Origin of the sequence: Serratia rubidaea, assembly GCF_016026735.1 — a bacterium.
Classification (GTDB): Bacteria; Pseudomonadota; Gammaproteobacteria; order Enterobacterales; family Enterobacteriaceae; genus Serratia_B; species Serratia_B rubidaea.
In genome coordinates, this window is record NZ_CP065640.1 from 4,629,702 (window position 1) to 4,650,397 (window position 20,696).

The 20,696-nt window shown below is 61.4% G+C and carries 12 protein-coding genes and 1 tRNA gene; 10 read left to right on the forward strand and 3 right to left on the reverse strand.

Features of this window, described 5'->3' with window-relative positions:
• Positions 1–81: 81 nt before the first annotated feature.
• The 3 genes from I6G83_RS21840 to I6G83_RS23675 form a co-directional block, all read right to left on the reverse strand.
• Entirely contained in the window at positions 82–453 is a 372-nt protein-coding gene (locus tag I6G83_RS21840; protein ID WP_054307032.1) for a RidA family protein, read from the reverse strand.
• A complete protein-coding gene (locus I6G83_RS21845) occupies positions 450–1,253 on the reverse strand; it encodes an alpha/beta hydrolase (RefSeq protein WP_015672974.1) in 804 nt (267 codons plus the stop codon). The genes I6G83_RS21840 and I6G83_RS21845 overlap by 4 nt, the downstream gene beginning before the upstream one ends.
• Before the next feature lie 62 nt (positions 1,254–1,315).
• Entirely contained in the window at positions 1,316–1,438 is a 123-nt protein-coding gene (locus I6G83_RS23675; protein WP_255265495.1) for a hypothetical protein, read from the reverse strand.
• A 194-nt stretch (positions 1,439–1,632) separates the two neighbouring features.
• Between I6G83_RS23675 and mtfA the strand changes: the two genes are divergently transcribed.
• The 10 genes from mtfA (at position 1,633) to I6G83_RS21895 (ending at position 20,651) form a co-directional block, all read left to right on the forward strand.
• On the forward strand, positions 1,633–2,421 hold the full coding sequence (gene mtfA / locus I6G83_RS21850) for a DgsA anti-repressor MtfA (protein WP_054307538.1): 789 nt from the start codon (positions 1,633–1,635) through the stop codon (positions 2,419–2,421).
• A 102-nt stretch (positions 2,422–2,523) separates the two neighbouring features.
• Positions 2,524–2,599, forward strand: a tRNA-Asn gene (locus I6G83_RS21855).
• 927 nt (positions 2,600–3,526) lie between these two features.
• Complete coding sequence (locus tag I6G83_RS21860) at positions 3,527–11,677, forward strand: non-ribosomal peptide synthetase (RefSeq protein ID WP_054307535.1); 8,151 nt, start codon at positions 3,527–3,529, stop codon at positions 11,675–11,677.
• 11 nt (positions 11,678–11,688) lie between these two features.
• Positions 11,689–13,410 (forward strand): thioester reductase domain-containing protein, encoded by a 1,722-nt coding sequence (locus I6G83_RS21865; protein WP_054307534.1) that lies wholly within the window; start codon positions 11,689–11,691, stop codon positions 13,408–13,410.
• Positions 13,407–15,155, forward strand: coding sequence for a fatty acyl-AMP ligase (locus I6G83_RS21870; protein WP_054307533.1), 1,749 nt, complete (start codon positions 13,407–13,409; stop codon positions 15,153–15,155). The genes I6G83_RS21865 and I6G83_RS21870 overlap by 4 nt, the downstream gene beginning before the upstream one ends.
• Complete coding sequence (locus I6G83_RS21875; protein WP_232238933.1) at positions 15,155–16,903, forward strand: acyl-CoA dehydrogenase; 1,749 nt, start codon at positions 15,155–15,157, stop codon at positions 16,901–16,903. The genes I6G83_RS21870 and I6G83_RS21875 overlap by 1 nt, the downstream gene beginning before the upstream one ends.
• Positions 16,893–18,593 (forward strand): acyl-CoA dehydrogenase family protein, encoded by a 1,701-nt coding sequence (locus tag I6G83_RS21880; RefSeq protein ID WP_054307532.1) that lies wholly within the window; start codon positions 16,893–16,895, stop codon positions 18,591–18,593. The genes I6G83_RS21875 and I6G83_RS21880 overlap by 11 nt, the downstream gene beginning before the upstream one ends.
• Positions 18,594–18,597: 4 nt before the next feature.
• The gene (locus I6G83_RS21885) at positions 18,598–19,149 is read left to right on the forward strand and encodes an NADPH-dependent FMN reductase (protein WP_054307531.1); all 552 of its coding nucleotides are present in this window, start codon (positions 18,598–18,600) and stop codon (positions 19,147–19,149) included.
• A 30-nt stretch (positions 19,150–19,179) separates the two neighbouring features.
• Positions 19,180–19,437, forward strand: coding sequence for an acyl carrier protein (locus I6G83_RS21890; protein WP_054307530.1), 258 nt, complete (start codon positions 19,180–19,182; stop codon positions 19,435–19,437).
• A gap of 14 nt (positions 19,438–19,451) precedes the next feature.
• Entirely contained in the window at positions 19,452–20,651 is a 1,200-nt protein-coding gene (locus I6G83_RS21895) for a cytochrome P450 (protein ID WP_054307529.1), read from the forward strand.
• Positions 20,652–20,696: the final 45 nt, after the last annotated feature.

Genomic DNA, 20,696 nt, shown 5'->3' on the forward strand with positions numbered 1-20,696 from the left:
CCCGGCCCGATATATTTATCGACCGCAATATTGTTCAAAAAAAATAACGATATCGACGTTGGCGATCTATACGTAAATAATTTAATCGCAGGCAGTGACGGTAATTTCTATTTTCATTCCCGGCACCACCAGTTTATCCACAATCACCGTCGAACGATTGGGGTACGGCGGATTAAAATAGCGTTTATATATCTCATCGAGCAATTTAACGTCGTTCACGTCGGTCAGATAAATAATTACCTGCAGCACGTTATCGCTGTGGCTGTTGGCGGCGCGCAGCGTCTGCGCCAGATTGTCGAACGTCAGCGCAATCTGCCGCTCCGCCGCGCCGGTTTCGATGCTGCCGTCCGCCCGCACCGGCCCGTGGGCGGTAAACAGCATGCCGCCGCCGCGCGTCGCCCATGAAAAAGGCTGCCCGATATCCGGCAGCCCGGTGTCAACGATGGTTCTCATCGGCCATCTTCCCCCTGTTGCAGTTGTTGAATCAACGCGCCGTCGGCGGCAAACAGCGCGTCCAGCACGTTGTAATGATTGGCGCCGGCCACCGGCTGCAGCCCGACCGTCAGGCCCTGCTGACGCAGCGCCTGGCAGTAATGTTCGCTTTGCCCGATCAGTTCCGGCAGCTCCAGCGCGCCGTAGTACAGCGTCATCGGCGTAAGCCGCTCGGGAATATGCCGCGCCGGGCTGAGCGCGGCGATCTCCGCCGCCGTCAGCCGCAGCCGGTGGTTGACGTAGGTCGCCAGCAGCGGCTCCAGTTCAAAGATGCCGCTGATGGGGAACACCGCATCAACCAGCGGATGCTGCTGCCAACGGGCGACCAGCTGCCCGCCGGCCGAGTGCCCGGCCAGCCAGACCGGGCCGCGCGGCGGCCGCTGCGCCAGTCGGCGCTGGATCGCGCTCAGCGCCGCGCCGATTTCTCCATCGATATCCGTCAGCGTCGCCTGCGGCGCGTGGCTATACTCCACCAGCACCACGTCTATCCCCAGCGCCAACGGCGCTGCGGCGATAAAGGCAAAGTCCTCTTTATTACAAAACTGCCAGTAGCCGCCGTGAATAAATATCAGCGTGCCAACGGCAGGATGCGGGGAATATAGCCAGTCAAACGTTTGACGCGCTAATTTTCCGTAAGGAATATTAGCGTCATGGTTGAACGCCTGATAAATATCACGACTGCGGCGCTGAAATGAGGCCAGAATCTCCGCCTCATTATCCACCGTCGAACCATTATCATAACTCCCCGGCATTAGTTTCATATATTGAACTTTGTTTATTATTTAATATATGGCTTAACTATTAGCAACCGGCCAAAATGTTGTCAAGAAATGAACAGAGGCAATGCGCGCCCGGTAGAATAAAATAAATTATCCGCCATAAAAGTTTTACCGGTGAAACTTTTCTCCGCCTCCGTTAATCCATCGCCACGCGTCTGAATCGCCATGCATAGCCCCTGCGGGTATATCGCTTAACTGTGATTGCGCTCGCTGACGCAGGCGTCGCTAAGTGCTTGAATAGTCGCCGTGCGCATTTTTATGCCTCCCGCTTAAAACACTTGCTATCACGGCCGGCTTTGCGGCATTTTTACTCAGGCAAGCCTGACGCTACCGTACCCATAAGCATTGATGAGTGCCCACGATGATTAAATGGCCATGGAAAACCACGCCCTCTCCGGCGCTGACGCCCGACCAGTGGCAGGAAGCGCTGGCTATTCCGCTGCTGATGCCGCTTGACGACGATGAGCGCCGCCGGCTGGCGGAGCTGGCTGCAAAGCTGCTGCAGCAAAAGCGCATCGTGCCGCTGCAGGGGCTGGCGCTGACGCCGCTGATGCAGATGCGTATCGCCCTGCTGTTCGCCCTGCCGGTGCTGGAGCTGGGGGTCGACGTGCTGGACGGCTTTAATGAGATCCTGCTGTATCCCTCGCCGTTTGTGGTGGAAGAAGAGTGGCAGGACGATCTGGGGCTGGTGCATTCCGGGCCGGTGGTGCAGTCCGGACAGAGCTGGGAACAAGGCCCCATCGTGCTGAACTGGCAGGACGTGCAGGACTCGTTCGATCTGTCCGGGTTTAACCTGGTGATCCACGAGGCGACGCATAAGCTGGATATGCGTAACGGCGGCGTCGCCAACGGCGTACCGCCGATGCCGCTGCGCGAGGTGGCGCTCTGGGAGCACGAGCTGCACGGCGCGATGGACGCCATTCAGGACGAAATCGATCTGGTCGGCGAGGAAGCCGCCAGCATCGACGCCTATGCCGCCAGCGACCCCGCCGAGTGCTTCGCGGTGCTGTCGGAATATTTCTTCAGCGCGCCGGACCTGCTGGCCCAGCGCTTCCCGGCGTTATACCCGCAGTTCTGCCGTTTCTACCGTCAGGATCCGCTGGCGCGGCTGCAGCGCTGGCAGGCCGCGCACGGCGATGGCGACGCGTGATGACGCCCGCCCTGCTCAGTTGCTGAGCAGTTGAATCAAAAGCGCTAAATTAGCGTTGACACACCCGGGGCGGCTGGATATGATGCGCCCCGTTCACACGATTCCTCTGTAGTTCAGTCGGTAGAACGGCGGACTGTTAATCCGTATGTCACTGGTTCGAGTCCAGTCAGAGGAGCCATATTTAGAAAAGCCCGCTTAAGGAAACTTAAGCGGGCTTTTTGCTTAACAGCGAGTCAATCCGACGCCCCGTTCCCGACCGATGTTTTAATTGCCACATCCGATATATTACCCGCCACGCGTCCTGCCTGGTAATAACGAAATTAATTATCACCTCAACCGATGCATCTGTGAATAACGCAACAATTAATTTTCCTGCTAATTGTTTTTAGCGTGATTAACGATAGTCTCCCTCTACCGTGATATCTTCAATAAAAAACGCCGCTTCCCGTCATAAAACATCATCACCCCGCCTTTTCGCGTTATTCATTTTCGTTCGAAAGGTCATGCCGGCCCAATCATAACTCTGCGAAAAATCAAGTAACGCTACAGATAACCAGCCCGCCCTTCATCAGATAAAATGGAGATAACGGGCAGCGCCTGCAGCGGCACATTCATATAAAAGTCAAAAAAATATAATAAAAACAATAACAAGCGAATTAACACGAGGCAAAGCAATGGGTTAACAGTTGGATAACATTTTGTAACATGTAATGCGCGTTAACCATTTGCCTTACCGATCGCTATTGAATATAGTCAATGCGTTAATTAAATTCATTATTGTTGTGCATAATAATACCGTTTTCAGAGGACGGAAATTTACAATGCGACACACTTAGCCCCAACGTAAACACCCGCACAGGCAGATCTATTATCTCTAAAATAATAAGAGCGGGCTGCCCCTTGCCCGAACCCACTGCCCCCGTGTAACACACAGTGAACGAAACTGATCATTAAGCCGTTGAACCGTCTGATTATGTCGGAACGGGGGGATTGTTGCGCCCAACCGATATGTTCAGGAAAAGCGTCAGCGTTGGCAGCGGCCTGTATCGCTATAAATGAACGCAACCAAGTATCCATTTATCTCTTAGCGCAAACTGGAATGACAATGTCATTAAATAAACTTACGCCGGCACAGCGTGCAATTTGGGCCGCTGCCAAACTTGATACGGAAAACTTTCGCTTCAATGCGAGTTTCTTTCTTGATTTAGGGGATGACCTCTGCTTGAACAGCATTGACTCCGCCCTGAACCGGCTCGGCGAAGAAGCCGAGTTACAACGCGTCTGTGTCCAGGAGACGGAAGATGATGTCGTCCAGTCACCGCACTTCCCCGCCCGCGCGCTGATTTTTCACCACCGCTTTGCCGAAATGACGCAGGCCCGGCAGTGGATGGCGCAACAAACCCGCCTCCCTTTCGCGCTGGACGGCTCAGCGCCGTTGTTGCAATGGCACCTGATCGCGCTGGAAACGGGACAAACGCTGCTTTACTGCAAATATCACCACCTGGTGCTTGATGGTTATGGCCAATCTCTACTGACGGCGCGCCTGGCGGAAATCTATAACGCCGAGCGGCATAATACGCCGGTGCCGCCGTCCCGCTGGGTCAGCAACGACGCCTGGTTTAATCATAGCGATAATTACGCCGCCGGTCCCCGCAGCCAGCGCGACCGGGATTTCTGGACAACGCATCTGGCGCACGCCGAAGGGTCGACCACCCTGGGCGCACGGAAATCCACATTCGCCAGAGACCTGCTGCAAATCAGACATACCGTCGACGACGATCTCTACCAACAGATTACCGCCTCCTCATCCGCCCATACCGCTTCGCCGTCACAGCTACTTCTGGCGCTCTTCGCCGCCTACTGCCATCGCCTGACCCAACAACAGCATATCCATCTTGGGCTGGCGGTCACCGGACGCGCCAATCAGATCGCCCTGCAAAAGCCGGCCATGCACGCCAATGAAGTACCGCTGCGGCTGTCATTTGACGGTATCGACAGCTTTGAGCAACTGACGCAACATGCCCGCCAGCTGCTGGCGCAGGCAATTAAACACCAGCAATACCGCAATGAGGATATCCACCGGGCGCTGGGACTGGGGGCGCCGGAGGATAAACTGACCCACACGCTGCTCAATATTATCTCGTTTGAGCAGCCCCTCGTGTTTGGCGATCGCCAGGTCGAATGTCATCAGTTCACCACCGGGCCGATAGCCGATCTGACCCTGACGATCTTTATCCGCCGCCACGGCATCGAATTGCTGTGGGACGCCAACCCGGATAACCACAGCGCCGAGCTGCTCCAGCGTCATGCCGACCGGCTGATGCAATTTATGCGCTGGTGTCTGACCCACCAGGCTATCGACTGCCCGGCGCAAACGCTGTTGCTGCCGGCAGACCAGCAGGCCCTGCGCGCATTCAACCAGACCTCGCGCCCGTACGATCTGCACCGGACATTACCGCAATACATTGACCGTCAGGCGCAGCAAACGCCGGACGCCATCGCGCTGCAGTTTGGCGACGATACCCTGAGTTACCGCGCGCTGATCCAGCGCAGTGAAACCTGGGCGCGTAATCTGTTGGCGCACGGCGTCCGGCCCGGCGACGCCGTCGGCCTGTACGGCGAACGTTCGCTGGCCATGACCGTCGCGCTGCTCGCCATTCAAAAGGCCGGCGCAGCCTATGTGCCCCTTGACCCGGAACTGCCGAGGGCGCGCCTGCAGACCCAGCTTGAACAGGCCGCCATCCGCACCCTGATCTATCTGGATACGCCGCCGGCGCTGGATGCCGCCGTACAGGAAATTCACGCCGGCGCCCTGTCCGATCACCGGCCGGACATCAGCCTGCCCGCTCCGTCACCGGATGCCGCCGCGTATATTATTTTTACCTCGGGCTCGACCGGCCAGCCCAAAGGCGTCGTCGTCAGCCATCGCGCGATCGCCAACCGCATTTTATGGATGCAGGAAGCTTATGCGCTCACCCCGCGCGATCGCGTCCTGCAAAAAACCCCGTTTACCTTCGACGTCTCGGTATGGGAGTTCTTCTGGCCGCTGATTGTCGGCGCAACGCTGGTGGTCGCGCCGCCGGGCAGCCATAAGGATCCGCGCCGGCTCATCGCCCTGCTGCAAACCGCGCAGATCAGCACCATGCACTTTGTGCCGCCGATGCTGGACCTGTTTTTAGCCGAGCTTAACGGTCAACCGCTGCCGGCTTTGCGCCTGCTGTTCTGCAGCGGCGAAGCGTTAAAAATCGCCAGCGTCGAACGGACGCATCAGCATCTGCCCCACTGTGCGCTGCATAATCTGTATGGCCCAACCGAAGCGGCGGTCGATGTCAGTTACTGGCATTGCGCGGCCGCAGCCGTACCGGCCAGCAGCGTGCCGATCGGCTACCCAGTCGCCAATACCCAGCTTTGGGTGCTGGATGCGCAGCAGCGTCCGCTGCCGCCGGGCAGCGTCGGCGAGCTGTATATCGGCGGGGTGCAGCTTGCCGAAGGCTATATCAATCAGCCGACGCTGAGCGCCCAGCGCTTCCTGCCGCTGCCCGCCTCGCTAAAACCGCTGGCGCCGCAAGGTGAAAAACTGTACCGCACCGGAGATCTGGTCTGCCTGACGGAGCTGCGGGGCCTGGAGTTTTTAGGCCGTATCGACCATCAGGTGAAAATCCGCGGGCTGCGTATCGAACTGGGAGAAATCGAGGCCCAGCTGATGGCGCTGCCGCAGGTAAAACATGCGGTGGTCTCGACGCACCGCAGCGGCGCCGACGCCGCACAGCTGGTCGGCTATCTGGTGCTGGACAACGCGGATGACGACCCGACCGCGGCGCAGCACATTGCGCGCCGGCTCGGCAGCGTCCTCCCGGAGTATATGGTGCCCGCGCTGTGGGTCATGCTGCCGACGCTGCCTTACCTCAGCAACGGCAAGGTCAACCGCAAAGCGCTGCCGGCCCCTGAGCAACAACCGGCTGCGGAAGCTGCGGCGCTGACGGCGGATGAGCAACGGGTCGCCGCCGTATGGCGGCAGGTGCTGCAACGTGACGACATCGCCCCGGACGCCGCATTTTACAGCCTGGGCGGCGACTCGATGATGGCGATTCGGGTGCGCAGCGCCCTGGAGAAGGCGGGCTACGCCGTCGAACTGAGCGCCCTGTACCGCAACCCCAACCTGCGCCAGTTAGCCAAACAGCTCACGCCGTTCCAGGCGCAACAGCACGTCGCCATCGCGCCATTCTCGCTGCTCAGTGAACAGGACCGGCAAAGTATGCCCGCCGGGCTGGAAGACGCCTATCCGCTGTCCGCCATGCAAAAATCGATGGCCTGGCAGGCGGAAATCGAACGCGACACCTCGGTCTACCGCGTCGTCACCTCATTAACCGTGGAGCTCGCGCTGGAGCCGGCGCTGCTGCAACAGGCGGTAGAAGAAACCTGCCGGCGTCACCCGCTGCTGCGCAGCAGCTTCGACCTCTCCAGCTACAGCCAGCCCGTGCAACTGGTGCACCCGCAGGCGCCGGTCAGCATCGCGGCGGAAACGTCGCTGAGCCATCTGGCGCCGGCGCAGCAGCAGGCGTTTATCCAAAACTGGGTTGAGCAGGCGAAATTCCGCCACCTGCCGCTGAATAACGCGCCCTGCCTGACGTTCCACACTCACGCACTGCACCCGCAACGTTTCCAGCTTTCCGTGATTGAGCACCATGTGGTGCTGGACGGCTGGAGCGACCTGCTGATGCTGGACGAAATCGTCGAGAATTACCGCGAACTGCAGGCGGGACGTCAGCCGCAACGTGACGCGCTACAGAGTCATTACCGCGATTTTATCGCGGCGGAACTGCAAATCATGCAGGATCCGCAGGCCGCAGCCTATTGGCAAACCCAACTTGCCGAACTGAACCCTGCGCCGCTGCCGCGTCGGGAAGCGGTATCCGCCACCCGGCATAAATGCGTACGCGCGCCATTGCCGCCGGCGCTGACGCCCGCCCTCCATGCGCTGGCGGCGGCCCATCAGCTCCCTCTGAAAGCGCTGCTGGTCGCCGCACACCTTAAAGTGCAGGCCGTGCTGACAGGACAAACGGCGGTCGCCACCGGGCTGGTGTTCAACGGACGGCCCGCCGCACAGGACGCCGACAAAATGATTGGCGTCTTCCTGAATACGCTGCCGCTGGCCCTGTCGCTGGAGACGGAGTCATTTGTCGCACTGGCCGAGCGCATCGCACGCTTCGAGGCCGACTCCTGGCGCTGGGGCCGCTACCCGCTGACAGCTATGCAGCGCGACTATGGCCAGGAAATCGTGCTGGACAGTTACATCAACTATATGGACTTCCACCGTAGCTGGGGGGATGAGAACTCGGTGATTTCCCAGGCTTTCGGCGTGGCCGACACCAACTTTACGCTGGCGGTCAACTATCTGATGGATCCCGTCAGTCAGCAGCTGTCGCTCTGGTTCGACTGTAATATCGGCCAGCTCAGCGAAACCCTGTGCGATCTGCTGCCGGACTATTATCTGCGGGCGCTGCAACAGATGGTCGCCGCGCCGCTGCAAGCGGTGCTGACCGCCCCGCTGATGCCGTCCGTCCAGGAGACGTTGCTGCAGCAGTGGAATCAAACCGCCGTCAACTATCAGGCTGACGACTGCGCCTACCGCCAGTTCGAACGTCAGGCGCAGCAACATCCGGATCGGGAGGCGCTGTGCTGTCGCGATGAGCGCGTCAGCTTTGACGAGCTCAATCAGTTGGCCAACGCCATGGCGGCGCGGCTGCAGGACGCCGGCGTCAAACCGGGAGCGTTGGTCGGGGTCTGTCTGCGCCGCAGCATTGAACTGGTGGCCAGCCTGATCGCCATCCATAAAGCCGGCGCGGCCTGGCTGCCGCTGGATCCCGATTACCCCGCTGAACGGCTGGACTATATCGTGAAGGACGCCGGTCTGGCCTGTCTGGTGACCCAGCGCGACACCCCGCAACTGCCGGTATCCACCCGTATCGAGTGGCCGTCCTACCGCGAATTGCTCGGGCAGCGTCATCACAACCCGCAGCCGCTGGCGCAGCACGATACGCCGGCCTATATCATTTATACCTCCGGCTCCACCGGTCAGCCGAAAGGCACCGTTATCCTGCAGAAAAACCTGACCAACTTCCTGATCGGTATGGATGGTGCGGTCGGCTGCCGGCCGGACGACAGCCTGCTGGCGCTGACCAGTATTTCGTTTGATATTTCCGTTCTGGAGATTTTCTGGCCGCTGACACGCGGCGCCAGCGTGGTGCTGGCGCCGGAAAATCTGATCAACAACCTGGCGCCGCAGGAGAACGCCCGCGAGCGCAGCCTGGACTTCAGCCTGTTCTTCTTTGGCGCGGCAACCAATAACGAACGTCGTCAGGAGGGATACCAGCTGGTGATGGACGCGGCGCGCTATGCCGACGCCCATGGGTTTAAAGCCGTCTGGACACCGGAGCGCCACTTCCACGCCTTCGGCGGTCTTTACCCGAACCCGTCCGTGATGTCCGCGGCGTTGGCAAGCGTGACCCAGCGCGTCGAGCTGCGCTGCGGCAGCGTTGTCGCGCCGCTGCACGATAGCCTGCGGCTGGCCGAAGAGTGGGCGCTGGTTGATAACCTGTCCGCCGGCCGCGTCGGGCTGGCCTTCGCCTCCGGCTGGAATACCAACGATTTTGCCCTGGCGCCGGACAGTTACCCGCAGCGTAAAACCGTCATGCTGAAAAAGCTCAAAGAGCTGCGCACCCTGTGGCAAGGCGGCAGTTTGCGCCGCGTGAACGGCAGCGGGCAAGAGGTCGACCTGACGGTGTACCCGTCTCCAGTGCGGAGCGAGCTGCCGATCTGGTTCACCTCCTCCGGCGATATCACCACCTTCGAGCTGGCGGGTACGTACGGCGTCAATCTGCTGACGCACCTGCTGGGGCAGGATACTGTACAGCTTGAACAAAAGATTGCCGCCTATCGTCAGGCATGGCGCAGCGCCGGTCATCCGGGAGACGGACACGTCACCTTGATGATCCATACCTTCCTGCTGCCGGATGAACAGCTCGCCAAGTCGGTGGCCAAAGGCCCCTTCCGCGACTACCTGCGCACCTCAACCGGTCTGCTGAGCGAACTGAGCGCCAGTATGGGGCTGACATTCCAGCAGGATCTGCCGGCCGACGATCTGGAGTCGCTGCTTGATATGGCGGTCGAACGCTATTTCGAGCGCTCCGGCCTGTTTGGCTCGCCGGAAAGCGTCATGCCGCTGCTGAACCAGCTGCACCAGTCAGGCGTGGATGAAATTGCCGGGCTGATCGACTTCGGCATTGATAATGACCGCGTGATGGAAGGGCTGCAGGCGCTCGAACAACTGCAACAGCTGCACCGCAATGAACAGCGCGATGCGCCGTTCAGTTTTGCCGAGCTTTTGCAGCGCCATCAGATCAGTATGGTGCAGAGCACCCCTTCCTTTATGACCGCCGTCATGGCCGAACCGGCCGCCGCTGAGGCGATGTCCGCCCTGCGTGCGGTGTTGATCGGCGGGGAAGCCTTCCCGGCCGGGCTGGCGCAACAGTTAAGCCAGCGGCTCGCCGCCACGGTGTACAACATGTACGGCCCGACCGAAACCACCATCTGGTCGAGCGTGCATCCGTTACCCGCCGGTTCGGCAACCTCGGCGCGACGCATTCCGATCGGCAAACCGATCGCCAACACCCAGATGTTGATCCTCGGCCCCGGCGGCCACCCAAGCCCCATCGGCGTACCCGGAGAGCTGTGGATCGGCGGCGACGGCGTTTGCCAGGGCTACCTGGGCAAAGCGACGCTGACTGCCGAACGCTTCGTGATGCAGCCCGACTTCGGCCGTCCTTTCTACCGCACCGGCGACCGGGCACTGTGGAATGCCGACGGTGAGATCGAGTTTGTCGGCCGTATTGACCGCCAGGTCAAAATTCTCGGCCACCGGATCGAACTTGATGAAATAGAAAGCGCGCTGTCACGGCATCCGTTGGTGCAGAATGTCGCCGTCATCGCCGCCAGGCTGGAAAACGACCGCCATGAACTGGTGGCGTATATTGAAACGCACGCCGATCGCCGGCAGACCGACAGTTCGGCAGATAACCTGATCGCCCACTGGGGGCAGCTGTGGAATAACGCTTACCAGGATCGCGCCAACTATGAGGTTAGCCAGGAGCAGGACCGGCAGTTTGCCGGCTGGCTCAGCAGCTACACCGGCGAGCCGATCCCGCCGGTTGAGATGCGCGAATGGCTGGGCCACACGCTGAACAAAATCCGCGCCTGCGAACGTGCTCATCTGATCGACGTCGGTGTCGGGATGGGGCAAATCATGCGCCATCTGGCGCTGGACAGCCAGTCGTACCACGGGCTGGACCTGTCCGCCGAGGCGCTGGTAGTTGCCCGTCAGTCGCTGCCGCCGGCGCTGCAGAACGCGGCGCACATTCAGTTCACCCAAGGCGACGCCATGCAGCTTGCCGCCATTGAGGCCAGACCGGACGCGCTGGTGATCCTGAACTCGGTTATCCAGTACTTCCCGGATCTCGGCTACCTGAAGAACGTGCTGCAAGAAGCGCTGCGCATTACTGACGAAGAGGGCGCGATCTATCTCGGCGACGTCCGCAGTCTGGATGAGCTGGCGGCCTTCCACACCAGCGTGCAGTTCTTTAAAGCGTCGCCGCTGGCCCGCGTCGCGGAAATCCGTCAGCAGATCGCCCGGGATATGGCGGCAGAAAAAGAGCTGTGCCTGTCGTTCCGCTATTTCCACGCCTTCAACACGCTGTTCGGCAGCACGCGCAAACTCCGGCTGGAGCTTAAACGCGGCAAGCGGGCAAACGAACTGAACGACTTCCGCTATGACGTCATTATCAGCCGGCAGGAAAGCGGCGCGCCTTACGAAGCACTGGACTGGCTCGGCGCCGATTTCGGCTCGCAGGCGCTGACGACGCTGTGCGGCCAACTGCGCGATATCGACCCGCAGCGGCGCATCATCGTCCGCAACCTGCCTAACTACCGCCTGCAGGCCAGCCTCGATCTGATGACGCTGCTGGCGGCAGCCCACGAGGATCAGACCCGTTGGGATATTGAGAAACGGCTGTGGGAGGTGTCCGAGCCAGACCGCCTCTATCCGGAAGATATCGCCAGCCACTTTGAGGCGTTGGGCTACCAGGTACGGCTGACCCTGAGCCAGGAAGACGGCCTGCGCCACTTCGACCTGGAACTGACGCAACACCAGGCTCTGTCATCCGGGCGCCGCCGCGCCGGCACCGCCGAGGTATCCCAGTGAGCGCTGTTAACATGGAAAAAAAACTGACCATGACCGTATCGACCACACTCTCGAACAACCCGTTGGCGCAGGAGCATGACGCCGAGGTCGCCAGACAGCTGCGCGACTTTATTCGCGACGTACTGCCGGAAGCGATGGTGCCCGCACATTTTGTGGTGCTGTCTGAACTGCCTAAGCTGCCCAACGGCAAGATAGATCGTAAACACCTGCCCGCGCCGTCCAGAAATGAACGCAGCCAGCAGGCGTACATCGCCCCGCGCAACCAGCATGAGGAAAAAATCGCCCGGATCTGGCAGGAGGTGCTGTCCGTCTCGCAGGTCGGCATTGAAGACAGCTTCTTTGAATTGGGCGGCGATTCCCTGTCGGTGGTGCAGATGGTGTCGCAAGTACGCCGGCTGTTTGATACGCCGATCGGCCTGCGTTACGTGTTTAAAAACCCGACCGTCGCCGCCCTTGCCGCCTATATCAAGGGCAAGCACCGCACCGCAGCGACCGGTTTGCAGAACCTCAGCGACAGCGAACTGCTGGCGGAGGCCCGGCTGCCGGATGATATCCGCGTTCAGCCGGACGCCCTGCCGGCGATAACCCGCGATTTCCGCCATATTCTGCTCACCGGCGGCACCGGCTATACCGGCGCGTTCCTGCTGCGGGAGTTTCTCGACCGCGCCCAGGCCACGCTGTGGGTGATCGTCCGCTCTGACGATCCTCAACAGGCGCTTGAGCGCATTCTGGGCAATCTGCAGCAGTATGGCCTGCGGCAGCCCGGCGATGAAATGCGCATTGTCGGCATTCCCGGCGACGTCGGCCGGCCTTATTTAGGCGTGGATAAAGCCACCTGGCGGCACCTGTGCCAGGATATTGAGATGATCGTGCATAATGCAGCGATCTCCAGTTACGCCATGCCGTACCGTCAGTTAAAGCCCACCAACGTGTTGGGTACGTTGGAAGTGCTGCGACTGGCCGGCACGCAGCGCATCAAGCCGCTGCACTATATTTCTTCGCTGTCGGTGTTTCCCGGCAAGCCAGGCGAGCACGCTTTCCGCGAAGAACCGCTCGCGCATCCCGACGGTCTGGCCGGGGGGTACCGGCAAACCAAGTGGGTCTCCGAACGGCTGATTACGCTGGCCGGAGAGCGCGGCCTGCCGTTCTGTATTTACCGTCCGGGACAAATCACCGGCGCTCAGAGCAACGGCGCCTGTTCAACCGACACCTACCTGAATGCCGCCATTAAAAGCTGTATTCAGCTGCAAACCGCACTGCCGTTTGACGTGATGCTGGAAATCTCGCCGGTAGACTTTTGCGCGCAGTCCGTCGCGCATATCGCCCTGTCCGCCGGGGAGCAGAATCAAATTTATCACCTGACGCAGTCGGCCCCCGTACACTGGAGCGCCGTTATCGACATGCTGCGCGTCTACGGCTTCAGGCTGGATGCCGTCAGCTATCCGCAGTGGTATCAGCGGCTGGCCAACGCGCTGGAAAACGGCGAGGACAACGCCCTGGGTAAATTCTTCTCACTGTTCGGCGAGGACGTGCCGTCTAAAGACGCCGGCGATGAGGGGGCGAACCCGCATTATGACTACAGCAACCTGAGCCGGGCGCTCGCGGGCAGCAGCATTGCCGCCCAGCCGCTCGATCAGGCGTTACTCAACCGCTACGTTGATTACTTTATTGCCAGCGGCTTTTTGCCCGCACCGGACGACGTAATTGCCACCTGCGGAGGCTGCTGCTCATGACGCTTACTCCCCCTCGTTTTAACACCTTGCCGGCGGCGTTGGATCATCACGCGGCCGCAACCCCTGACGCCCTGGCGCTGATGAGGGTGAACCATCCGCTGCGCGATGAAAAAAATCGCCCGGTCAGTTACCGACAACTGCGTAACTCGGCGCTGCATCTGGCGGCCGACCTGCACGATACCTGCGCGCCGGGCAGCCGCATCCTGCTGCCGACCTCGGTCAGCGAATATTTTGCCGTCGGCTTCCTCGCTTGCCTGTACGCCGGTATGGTCGCGGTGCCTTCTCCGCTGCCGACCCAGTATCAGCACCAGCGCCAACGTCTGAACAACATCATGCGCGACGCCGGCATCGCGGCGCTGCTGTGTTCGCCGGAGGACGAAACGGCCGTTCAGGCCTGGCTTGAGCAGGCCGCGCTTCACTGCCCGGTGCAGATTATCGCCCTGCGGGATGACGCGCCGTGCCGGTCGCTGCCGCTGCCATCGCCGACGCGCGACGGACTGGCGCTCCTGCAGTACACCTCCGGCTCCACCGGCGATCCTAAAGGCGTGATGCTGACGCACGGCAACCTGATCCATAACGCCGCCAGCTTCCAGCAGACGCTGGGTTATGCCGATGACACCCGCTTCGGCGGCTGGATCCCGCAGTACCATGATATGGGACTGATGGCGCAGCTGCTGCCGGCGCTGCTGCTGGGCAGCAGTTGCTACATGATGACGCCCACCCAGTTCCTGAAAAGACCGCTGCATTGGCTGCAGATGATTGAGCGCTTCGCTATCAACCACTCCTGCGCGCCAAATTTCGCCTTTGAACTCTGCCGCCGTCGCATCACCCCGGACGAGCTGAGCGCGCTGGATCTCTCCACGCTGCATTACCTGATCAACGGTTCCGAGCCGGTGCAGGCCGACACCATCGCCGAGTTTACCGACTATTTCCGCGCCGCCGGCTTTAAGCCCAGCGCCATGCAGCCCTGTTACGGTATGGCGGAGTGTACGGTGTTTATTTCCGGCGCGCCGCCGCGCCCGCCGCGCATCGTCGTCCGGCAGGAAGAAGCCGGCAAACCCGCGCGCCGGTTCGTCAGCTGCGGCGCGGCGCAACACTATGAGGTGAAAATTGTCGATCCCCACAGCCGTCGGCTGCTCGATGCCGGCGAAAGCGGTGAGATCTGGCTCCAGGGCGGCAGCGTCGCCAAAGGCTACTGGAATAAGCCGCAGGCCACCGAAGAAACTTTCGCCGCCTATACCGCATGCGGTCAGGGGCCCTATCTGCGCACCGGCGATATCGGCTTCCTGCAACAGGGCGAGATCTTCGTCAGCGCGCGCATCAAAGAGGTGATTATCACTCACGGTAAAAACCTCTATCCGCAGGATATTGAACACGGTCTGCGCCGTCAGTTTCCGTCGCTGGCGGGACGCTACGGCGCCGTCTTCGGCGTTAACCTGGCGGCGGCGCAGGAAACGCTGGTGGTCTGCCATGAATTACCCGGTTCATTTAACGATGCCGAACTCGACCAGTTCAGCGCGCAGATCCAAAGCTGGGTGCAGAGCGAATGGGGCGCGCCGCTCGCCGCCGTGATTCTGGTGCCGCCGGGCGAAGTCAGCCGGACGACCAGCGGTAAAATCCAGCGCACGGCGATGAAACAGCGCTTCTTCGAGCAGACATTGCGCACGCGTCATCAGTGGCTGTCCAACGCCGCCAGCGACGCATTGGGCCGGCCGCAGCCGGCGCACAGCGCCGGGGAGGCCTGATGGAGAAACTATTACAGGCGCTGGCGCCGGTTCACGCCGCGCCACTGAGCGCCGAGGACGCCGCGGACCGGCGTCAGGAGGCGGAACAGGCCTGCAACCGCGAACGTCTGATGCAGCAGGACAACGACGCCGCCTTCCCGGCGGAAACGGTCGCCTGGCTAAACCGGCAGGGCGCGCAGTTGCTCTATCTGCCGGCGCAGCATGGCGGGAAATTGCGCGGCCTTGAGCAAATCACGCAGCTTTGGCGCGCGCTGGCGGGCATCGATCTCACCGTCGCCATCGGGCACGGAAAAACCTTCCTTGGCGCCGTCTGCGTCTGGCTCGGCGGCACGCCGCAGCAGATCGCGCAGATCCGCCAGGCGCTGCTGGCCCATGAGCCGCTGGCCTGGGGCCTGACGGAGCGCGGCCGCGGCGCCGATCTGATGGCGACGCAAACCACGGCAACCCGCCAGGCGTCAGGCTGGCGTCTGCAAGGAGAAAAGTGGCTGATCAATAATGCCACGCGCGGCCACATTATTACCGTGCTGGCGAACACTGGCGACGCTCCCGGCGGTGCGCGCAATCTAAGCGTACTATTGGTGGATACGCGCCGGCTGCCGCCCGGCTGCTGGCGTCACCTCGACAAAGTGAACACCTATGGCATCCGCGGCGCCGATATCAGCGGCCAGCGGTGGCAGGACGCCCCCCTGCCGGCGGAAGCGCTGGTCGGCGAAGCCGGCCAGGGGCTTGAACTGACGCTGCGCGCGCTCCAGCTCACCCGCACTGCCTGCTGCGGCCTGTCGGTCGGCGCGCTGGACGCCGGCATCAAACTGACCCTTGAACTGGTTCAGCAACACCGGCTGTATGGCCGGCGAATGATAGAACTGGATACGGTGCAGACGCTGCTGGCTGAATCGACGACCGTCGCCTGGCTGTCGGAGGTGACCGCCTGGGTCGCCGCCCGCCACGCCGGTTACCTGCCGCAGGAAATGAGCGTGATCTCCGCCCTGGCGAAAGCGGCGATCCCCAGCCTGGTCGCTCAGCAGCTCACGCGGCTCGAAGAGCAGATGGGCGCCCGGGGATTTGTCAGCGACCTGTATGCCGGCGGCGCATTCCAGAAATTAATCCGCGATCACCAAATTGTGCCCATCTTCGACGGCAGCACGATAGTGAACCGCGTCGCCCTGGTGCCGCAATTGCCGACGCTGATCAGACACTTCAAAAAAGGCACGGCGGATCTCGCCGCGCTGGACCAGCTGGCGCAGTTGGACGCCCCGCAGCCGGAAGCGCTGCCGCTGGCGTCGCTGACCATCTTTTCCCGCAACGGCTGTTCACTGGTGCAGGCCCTGCCGGCGTTGATTGAGCGCCTGCAGCAACGGCATGCCGAGGCTGCGGAAGATATGGGGCTAAACGCCCTGCTCGGCGAGCTTCTGCGCGTCAGCCGGCAAACCGTCGACGAGCTGGCCGCCGCGCCGCTGGCCTGGCCGGCGGTTCCACAGCCGGTCCTACAGGGGCTGCAGCGCTACGAGTGGCTGTTTATCGCAGCCTGTTGTCTGCTGTTCTGGCTCAATAACCCCGCGCTTCAGCATGCGCCTGGCCGCCGCCGCCACTGGCTGCCGCTGTGCCTGCACCTGATCGCCCGCCATCTCGATCTGGCCGCTGGCCCGGAACAACACGCGGCCTGGCCGTCGTTAAAGCAGTCGTTCGCCGAGCATCCGTGCGGTGACGACGACACCCTTTTATCGCAGGGAGCGCACCATGAACGTTGACAATACGCTGACCGTCGCCCGTCTTGAACGCGGGTTAACGCCATCCGGCGACGACGCTTACGCCGGCTGGTCCGCTAAAGTCCTGGCCGCGGACAACGCCGACAGCATGTGGGCAGAGGGCGAAGCCCGGCTCGATGCGCTGGGGTTCAGCCGGTGCCTGATTCCGCCGGCGCTGGGCGGGCAGTGGCGCGGCATGGATACCCTGATGGATCTGTTCCGGGTGCTGTACCGTAAAGATCCCTGCCTGGGGCTGGGCTACGCCGGCAGCAGCTTTATCGCCTGCTGCAATATCTGGGCGATCGGCTCGCCGACACAGCAGCAGACCGTCGCTCAGGCCTTGCGCGACAATGAAAAGCTGGCCTGCTCCTATTATGAACCGGAGCACGGCAACGATCTGACGGCGGTCGCCTTCTCCGCCACGCGGCAGGACGGGCAGTGGGTACTGGATGGTGAAAAGCAGGTCACCTCCAATATTGCCCGCTGCAGCCATTTCGTCGCCTTCGCCCGCACCTCGCCGCAGCCCGGCAGCCGCAGCCACACGCAAATACTGGTTGCCCGGGCGCAGCTGCCCGCCGGCGCGCTGCAGGACTTACCCCGCCATCAAAGCGTGGGAATGCGCGGCGTACAGCTGGGCGGCATCCGCTGCGAACGTGTCCGCCTACCGGCGATGGCCGATGATCAACTGCTGATGGGTGAGGAAGGCAAAGCGCTGGAAACCGCCATGCGCTCCTTCCAGGTGACGCGCACCCTGCTGCCGGGGATGTTTGTCGGTATTCTCGATTCCGGGCTGCGTCTGGCGACGCGTTTTAGCCTGCAGCGACATTTATACGGCCATTGTCTGGCTGAGTTTCCCGCCGCGCGGCAAATCCTGAGCAACGCCCTGCTCGATCTGCTGCTGGCGGACAGCTTCAGCCGGCTGAGCGCCCGCGCGCTTCACCTTCACCCGGCGTTCTGCTGTCTGTATGCCCCGGCGGTCAAGATTGTCGTGCCTAAACTGCTGATCGGCGCCATGAATCGTCTGGCCGACCACTTGGGCGCCAGTTTTTACCAGACCGACGGCGAGTACGGCCTGTTCCAGAAATTGCTGCGCGACGTCAAACCCGCCGGCTTCGCGCATATCGGCCGCCCGGCCTGCGAGCTGACGCTGCTGCCGCTGCTGTTTATGCTGGCGCGAAAAACCGCCGCGGTCGCCGAGCCGGCCGAGCTGTCGCCGCAGTTGGCTGCGGAAACGCCGATTGAAGAGCCTATCGATTTCGCCCGCCTTCAGGTGGCGCCAGGCGGACGCGACCCGCTGCTGGACAGCCTGCTGCACAACGCCGCGCTGCTGGATGACGCGCTGGCGACGCGGGTCATCACCGCCAGATCGCAGCTGCTGCGCGACCTGCAGGCGCTCGACCCGCGTGATATTTCCGCCGCCGCGCCGGCCGGCCACTACCGCCTCAGCGCGCTGTACGCCGGTCTGATCGCCATTGCCGCCTGCCTGGCCTGGCACCGCGCCATGCCGCAAAAACTACCGCTGCCGCTGACGCAGCTGATGGTGAAGCGTCAGCTGACGCACCTGCAACTGAACGCCGACGACGGGCTGTCGGAGGCGCAGAGCGATCGGGTGTTCGACTATCTGCGCGACGCCTACCAGCGGCAGGTCAGTTTCGATTTGATGCAATACCCGCTACAGGGTTGGGAGAGTTAGTTGTATGAGCAAGACCTTTCATATTTTAGGCGTTTCGGGCAGCCTGCGCGCCGCCTCGTTAAACAGCCTGTTTTTACGCGCGATGGACCGCGTACGCCCCGCACACCTGAATTTTGAAATTTATACGCGTCTGGATGCGATCCCGCTGTTTAACGCAGACAACGAGGAGACGCGCGATCCCAACGTCGTCCACTGGCGCAGCGCCCTGGCGCGGGCCGATCTGCTGCTGCTGGTCAGCCCGGAGTATGCCCACGGCGTCACCGGCGTGATGAAAAACGCCCTGGACTGGATTGTCAGCAGCGGCGAGCTGCTCGATAAGCCGCTGGCGTTCCCGAATATTTCCATCCGCGCGGAACTGGCGCAGGCGCAGCTGGCGGAAACGCTGCAAATCATGGGTTGCCGGCAGATAGACGCCTGCAGCCCGTGCGCCACCCTGGAAGCGCCGTATGTCTTGCCGGACGCCAGCGAGCAAACGCTGGTTGAACACCCGCAGATCGGGCCAAGGCTGCACGCCTTATGGCGCGAGATTGACCATGCGCTTTGCGCAGAACAATAAAAACCAAAAAACAATGAGTAAGGAAAAATCATGAACGCTACTGCAAACGACCTGAAACACTGGCTGATCGAACGCGTCGCCACCTATTGCCGGCTGGCGCCTGCGGCCATCAAAGAGGATGCCAACTTTGCCGATTACGGCATGGATTCCGTGTTTACGCTGACCCTGATCGGCGAAATTGAGGATCATCTCGGCCTGGAGCTGGATCCCACCACTCTGTGGGATAACCCGTCCGTTGAACAACTGCACGCCTTTTTAGCGCGTGAACTGAAGAAAACGGCGGCCTGAACGGCCGGGAGAAAATGATGAATAGCGTCCCACATCTGGAATGTTTGCCTACCAAACGCGCCTGTCCGTTCAATCCGCCGGAAGAGTACCGTTTTATTCGCCAGGAGTGCCCGGTCGTCCGGGTAAAAACGCCGCGCGGCGATTTTGCCTGGCTGGTTACCCGATATCATGATGTTAAACAAGCGCTGAGCGATCGCCGGTTAAGCTCCGACCCCCGCAGCACCGGTTTCCCGACCTATATTTCCGGCGAAGTGCCGCCTCCGCCGGGCTTTTTCCTCCAGCTTGATGCGCCGGACCACACCCGCCTGCGTAAATCCGTCACCGAGGAGTTTCTCAACTCGCACGTTGAGCAGCTAAAACCACGGATGGCCGCCATTATCGACCAGCAGCTGACGGAGATGCTGGCGCTGCAACCCCCGGTCGACTTTGTGAAGGCGTTCGCCGTTCCCGCTTCGGCCAAAATCATCTGTGAACTGCTGGGCACGCCGGTGGCGGACCATCCCTTTGTGCAAAGCCGCACCGACACCGTGCTGGATCGCAGTACGCCGCCCGCCCAGGCGGAGCAGGCGGCGATTGAGCTTATGGGTTACTTTGACCGTATCGTGACGGAAAAAGAGCAGGCGCCGGGCGAAGATTTACTGGGCAGACTGATCCGCAAAGCCCAGGCCGATAACCAGCCCAGCCATGACGAGATTGTCGGTCTGGCCGCCCTGCTGCTGCTCAGCGCCTACGACACGATGGCGCTGGCGATGGGGCTGGGCGTAGTGACGCTGATCAATAACCCGCAGCAACGCCAGGCGTTCCTTGCCGATCCGTCGCTGGGCAACGACCTGGTGTATGAACTGGTGCGTTACCTGACCATCAACCACGCGGGTCTGCCGCGCGCGGCCACCGCGGATCTGGAGATCGGCGGCCAGCACATCAAAGCGGGTGAAGGCGTGTTGATCATGCTGAGTTCGGCCAACCGTGATGAAACGGTGTTTGAGCAGCCGGACGCCTTTAATCTGCACCGCTGCGAAAAAACCCAACTGGGCTTCGGGCACGGCATCCATAAATGCCTGGGCATGCACTTCGCCCGGGCCGAACTGGCCATCGCCTTCCGCGCCATTTTCACCCGCATTCCGGATCTGTCGATCGCCGTGCCGCAGACATCGCTGGCCTATCGCGACGAGATGGTGCTATACGGCCTGAAAGCGCTGCCGGTTACCTGGTAAATGCCTTAAGGCCGCAAGCGGCCGGGCACCGTTTAATTTGATGAT

What these genes read in the sequence shown, in the direction of transcription:
- I6G83_RS21870 (WP_054307533.1), top strand. Translation starts at nt 13,407, where the DNA reads ATGACGCTTACTCCCCCTCGTTTTAACACCTTGCCGGCGGCGTTGGAT.
- I6G83_RS21890 (WP_054307530.1), top strand. Translation starts at nt 19,180, where the DNA reads ATGAACGCTACTGCAAACGACCTGAAACACTGGCTGATCGAACGCGTC.
- I6G83_RS21860 (WP_054307535.1), top strand. Translation starts at nt 3,527, where the DNA reads ATGTCATTAAATAAACTTACGCCGGCACAGCGTGCAATTTGGGCCGCT.
- I6G83_RS21865 (WP_054307534.1), top strand. Translation starts at nt 11,689, where the DNA reads ATGGAAAAAAAACTGACCATGACCGTATCGACCACACTCTCGAACAAC.
- mtfA (WP_054307538.1), top strand. Translation starts at nt 1,633, where the DNA reads ATGATTAAATGGCCATGGAAAACCACGCCCTCTCCGGCGCTGACGCCC.
- I6G83_RS21840 (WP_054307032.1), bottom strand. Translation starts at nt 453, where the DNA reads ATGAGAACCATCGTTGACACCGGGCTGCCGGATATCGGGCAGCCTTTT.
- I6G83_RS21880 (WP_054307532.1), top strand. Translation starts at nt 16,893, where the DNA reads ATGAACGTTGACAATACGCTGACCGTCGCCCGTCTTGAACGCGGGTTA.
- I6G83_RS21895 (WP_054307529.1), top strand. Translation starts at nt 19,452, where the DNA reads ATGATGAATAGCGTCCCACATCTGGAATGTTTGCCTACCAAACGCGCC.
- I6G83_RS23675 (WP_255265495.1), bottom strand. Translation starts at nt 1,438, where the DNA reads ATGGCGATTCAGACGCGTGGCGATGGATTAACGGAGGCGGAGAAAAGT.
- I6G83_RS21845 (WP_015672974.1), bottom strand. Translation starts at nt 1,253, where the DNA reads ATGAAACTAATGCCGGGGAGTTATGATAATGGTTCGACGGTGGATAAT.
- I6G83_RS21885 (WP_054307531.1), top strand. Translation starts at nt 18,598, where the DNA reads ATGAGCAAGACCTTTCATATTTTAGGCGTTTCGGGCAGCCTGCGCGCC.
- I6G83_RS21875 (WP_232238933.1), top strand. Translation starts at nt 15,155, where the DNA reads ATGGAGAAACTATTACAGGCGCTGGCGCCGGTTCACGCCGCGCCACTG.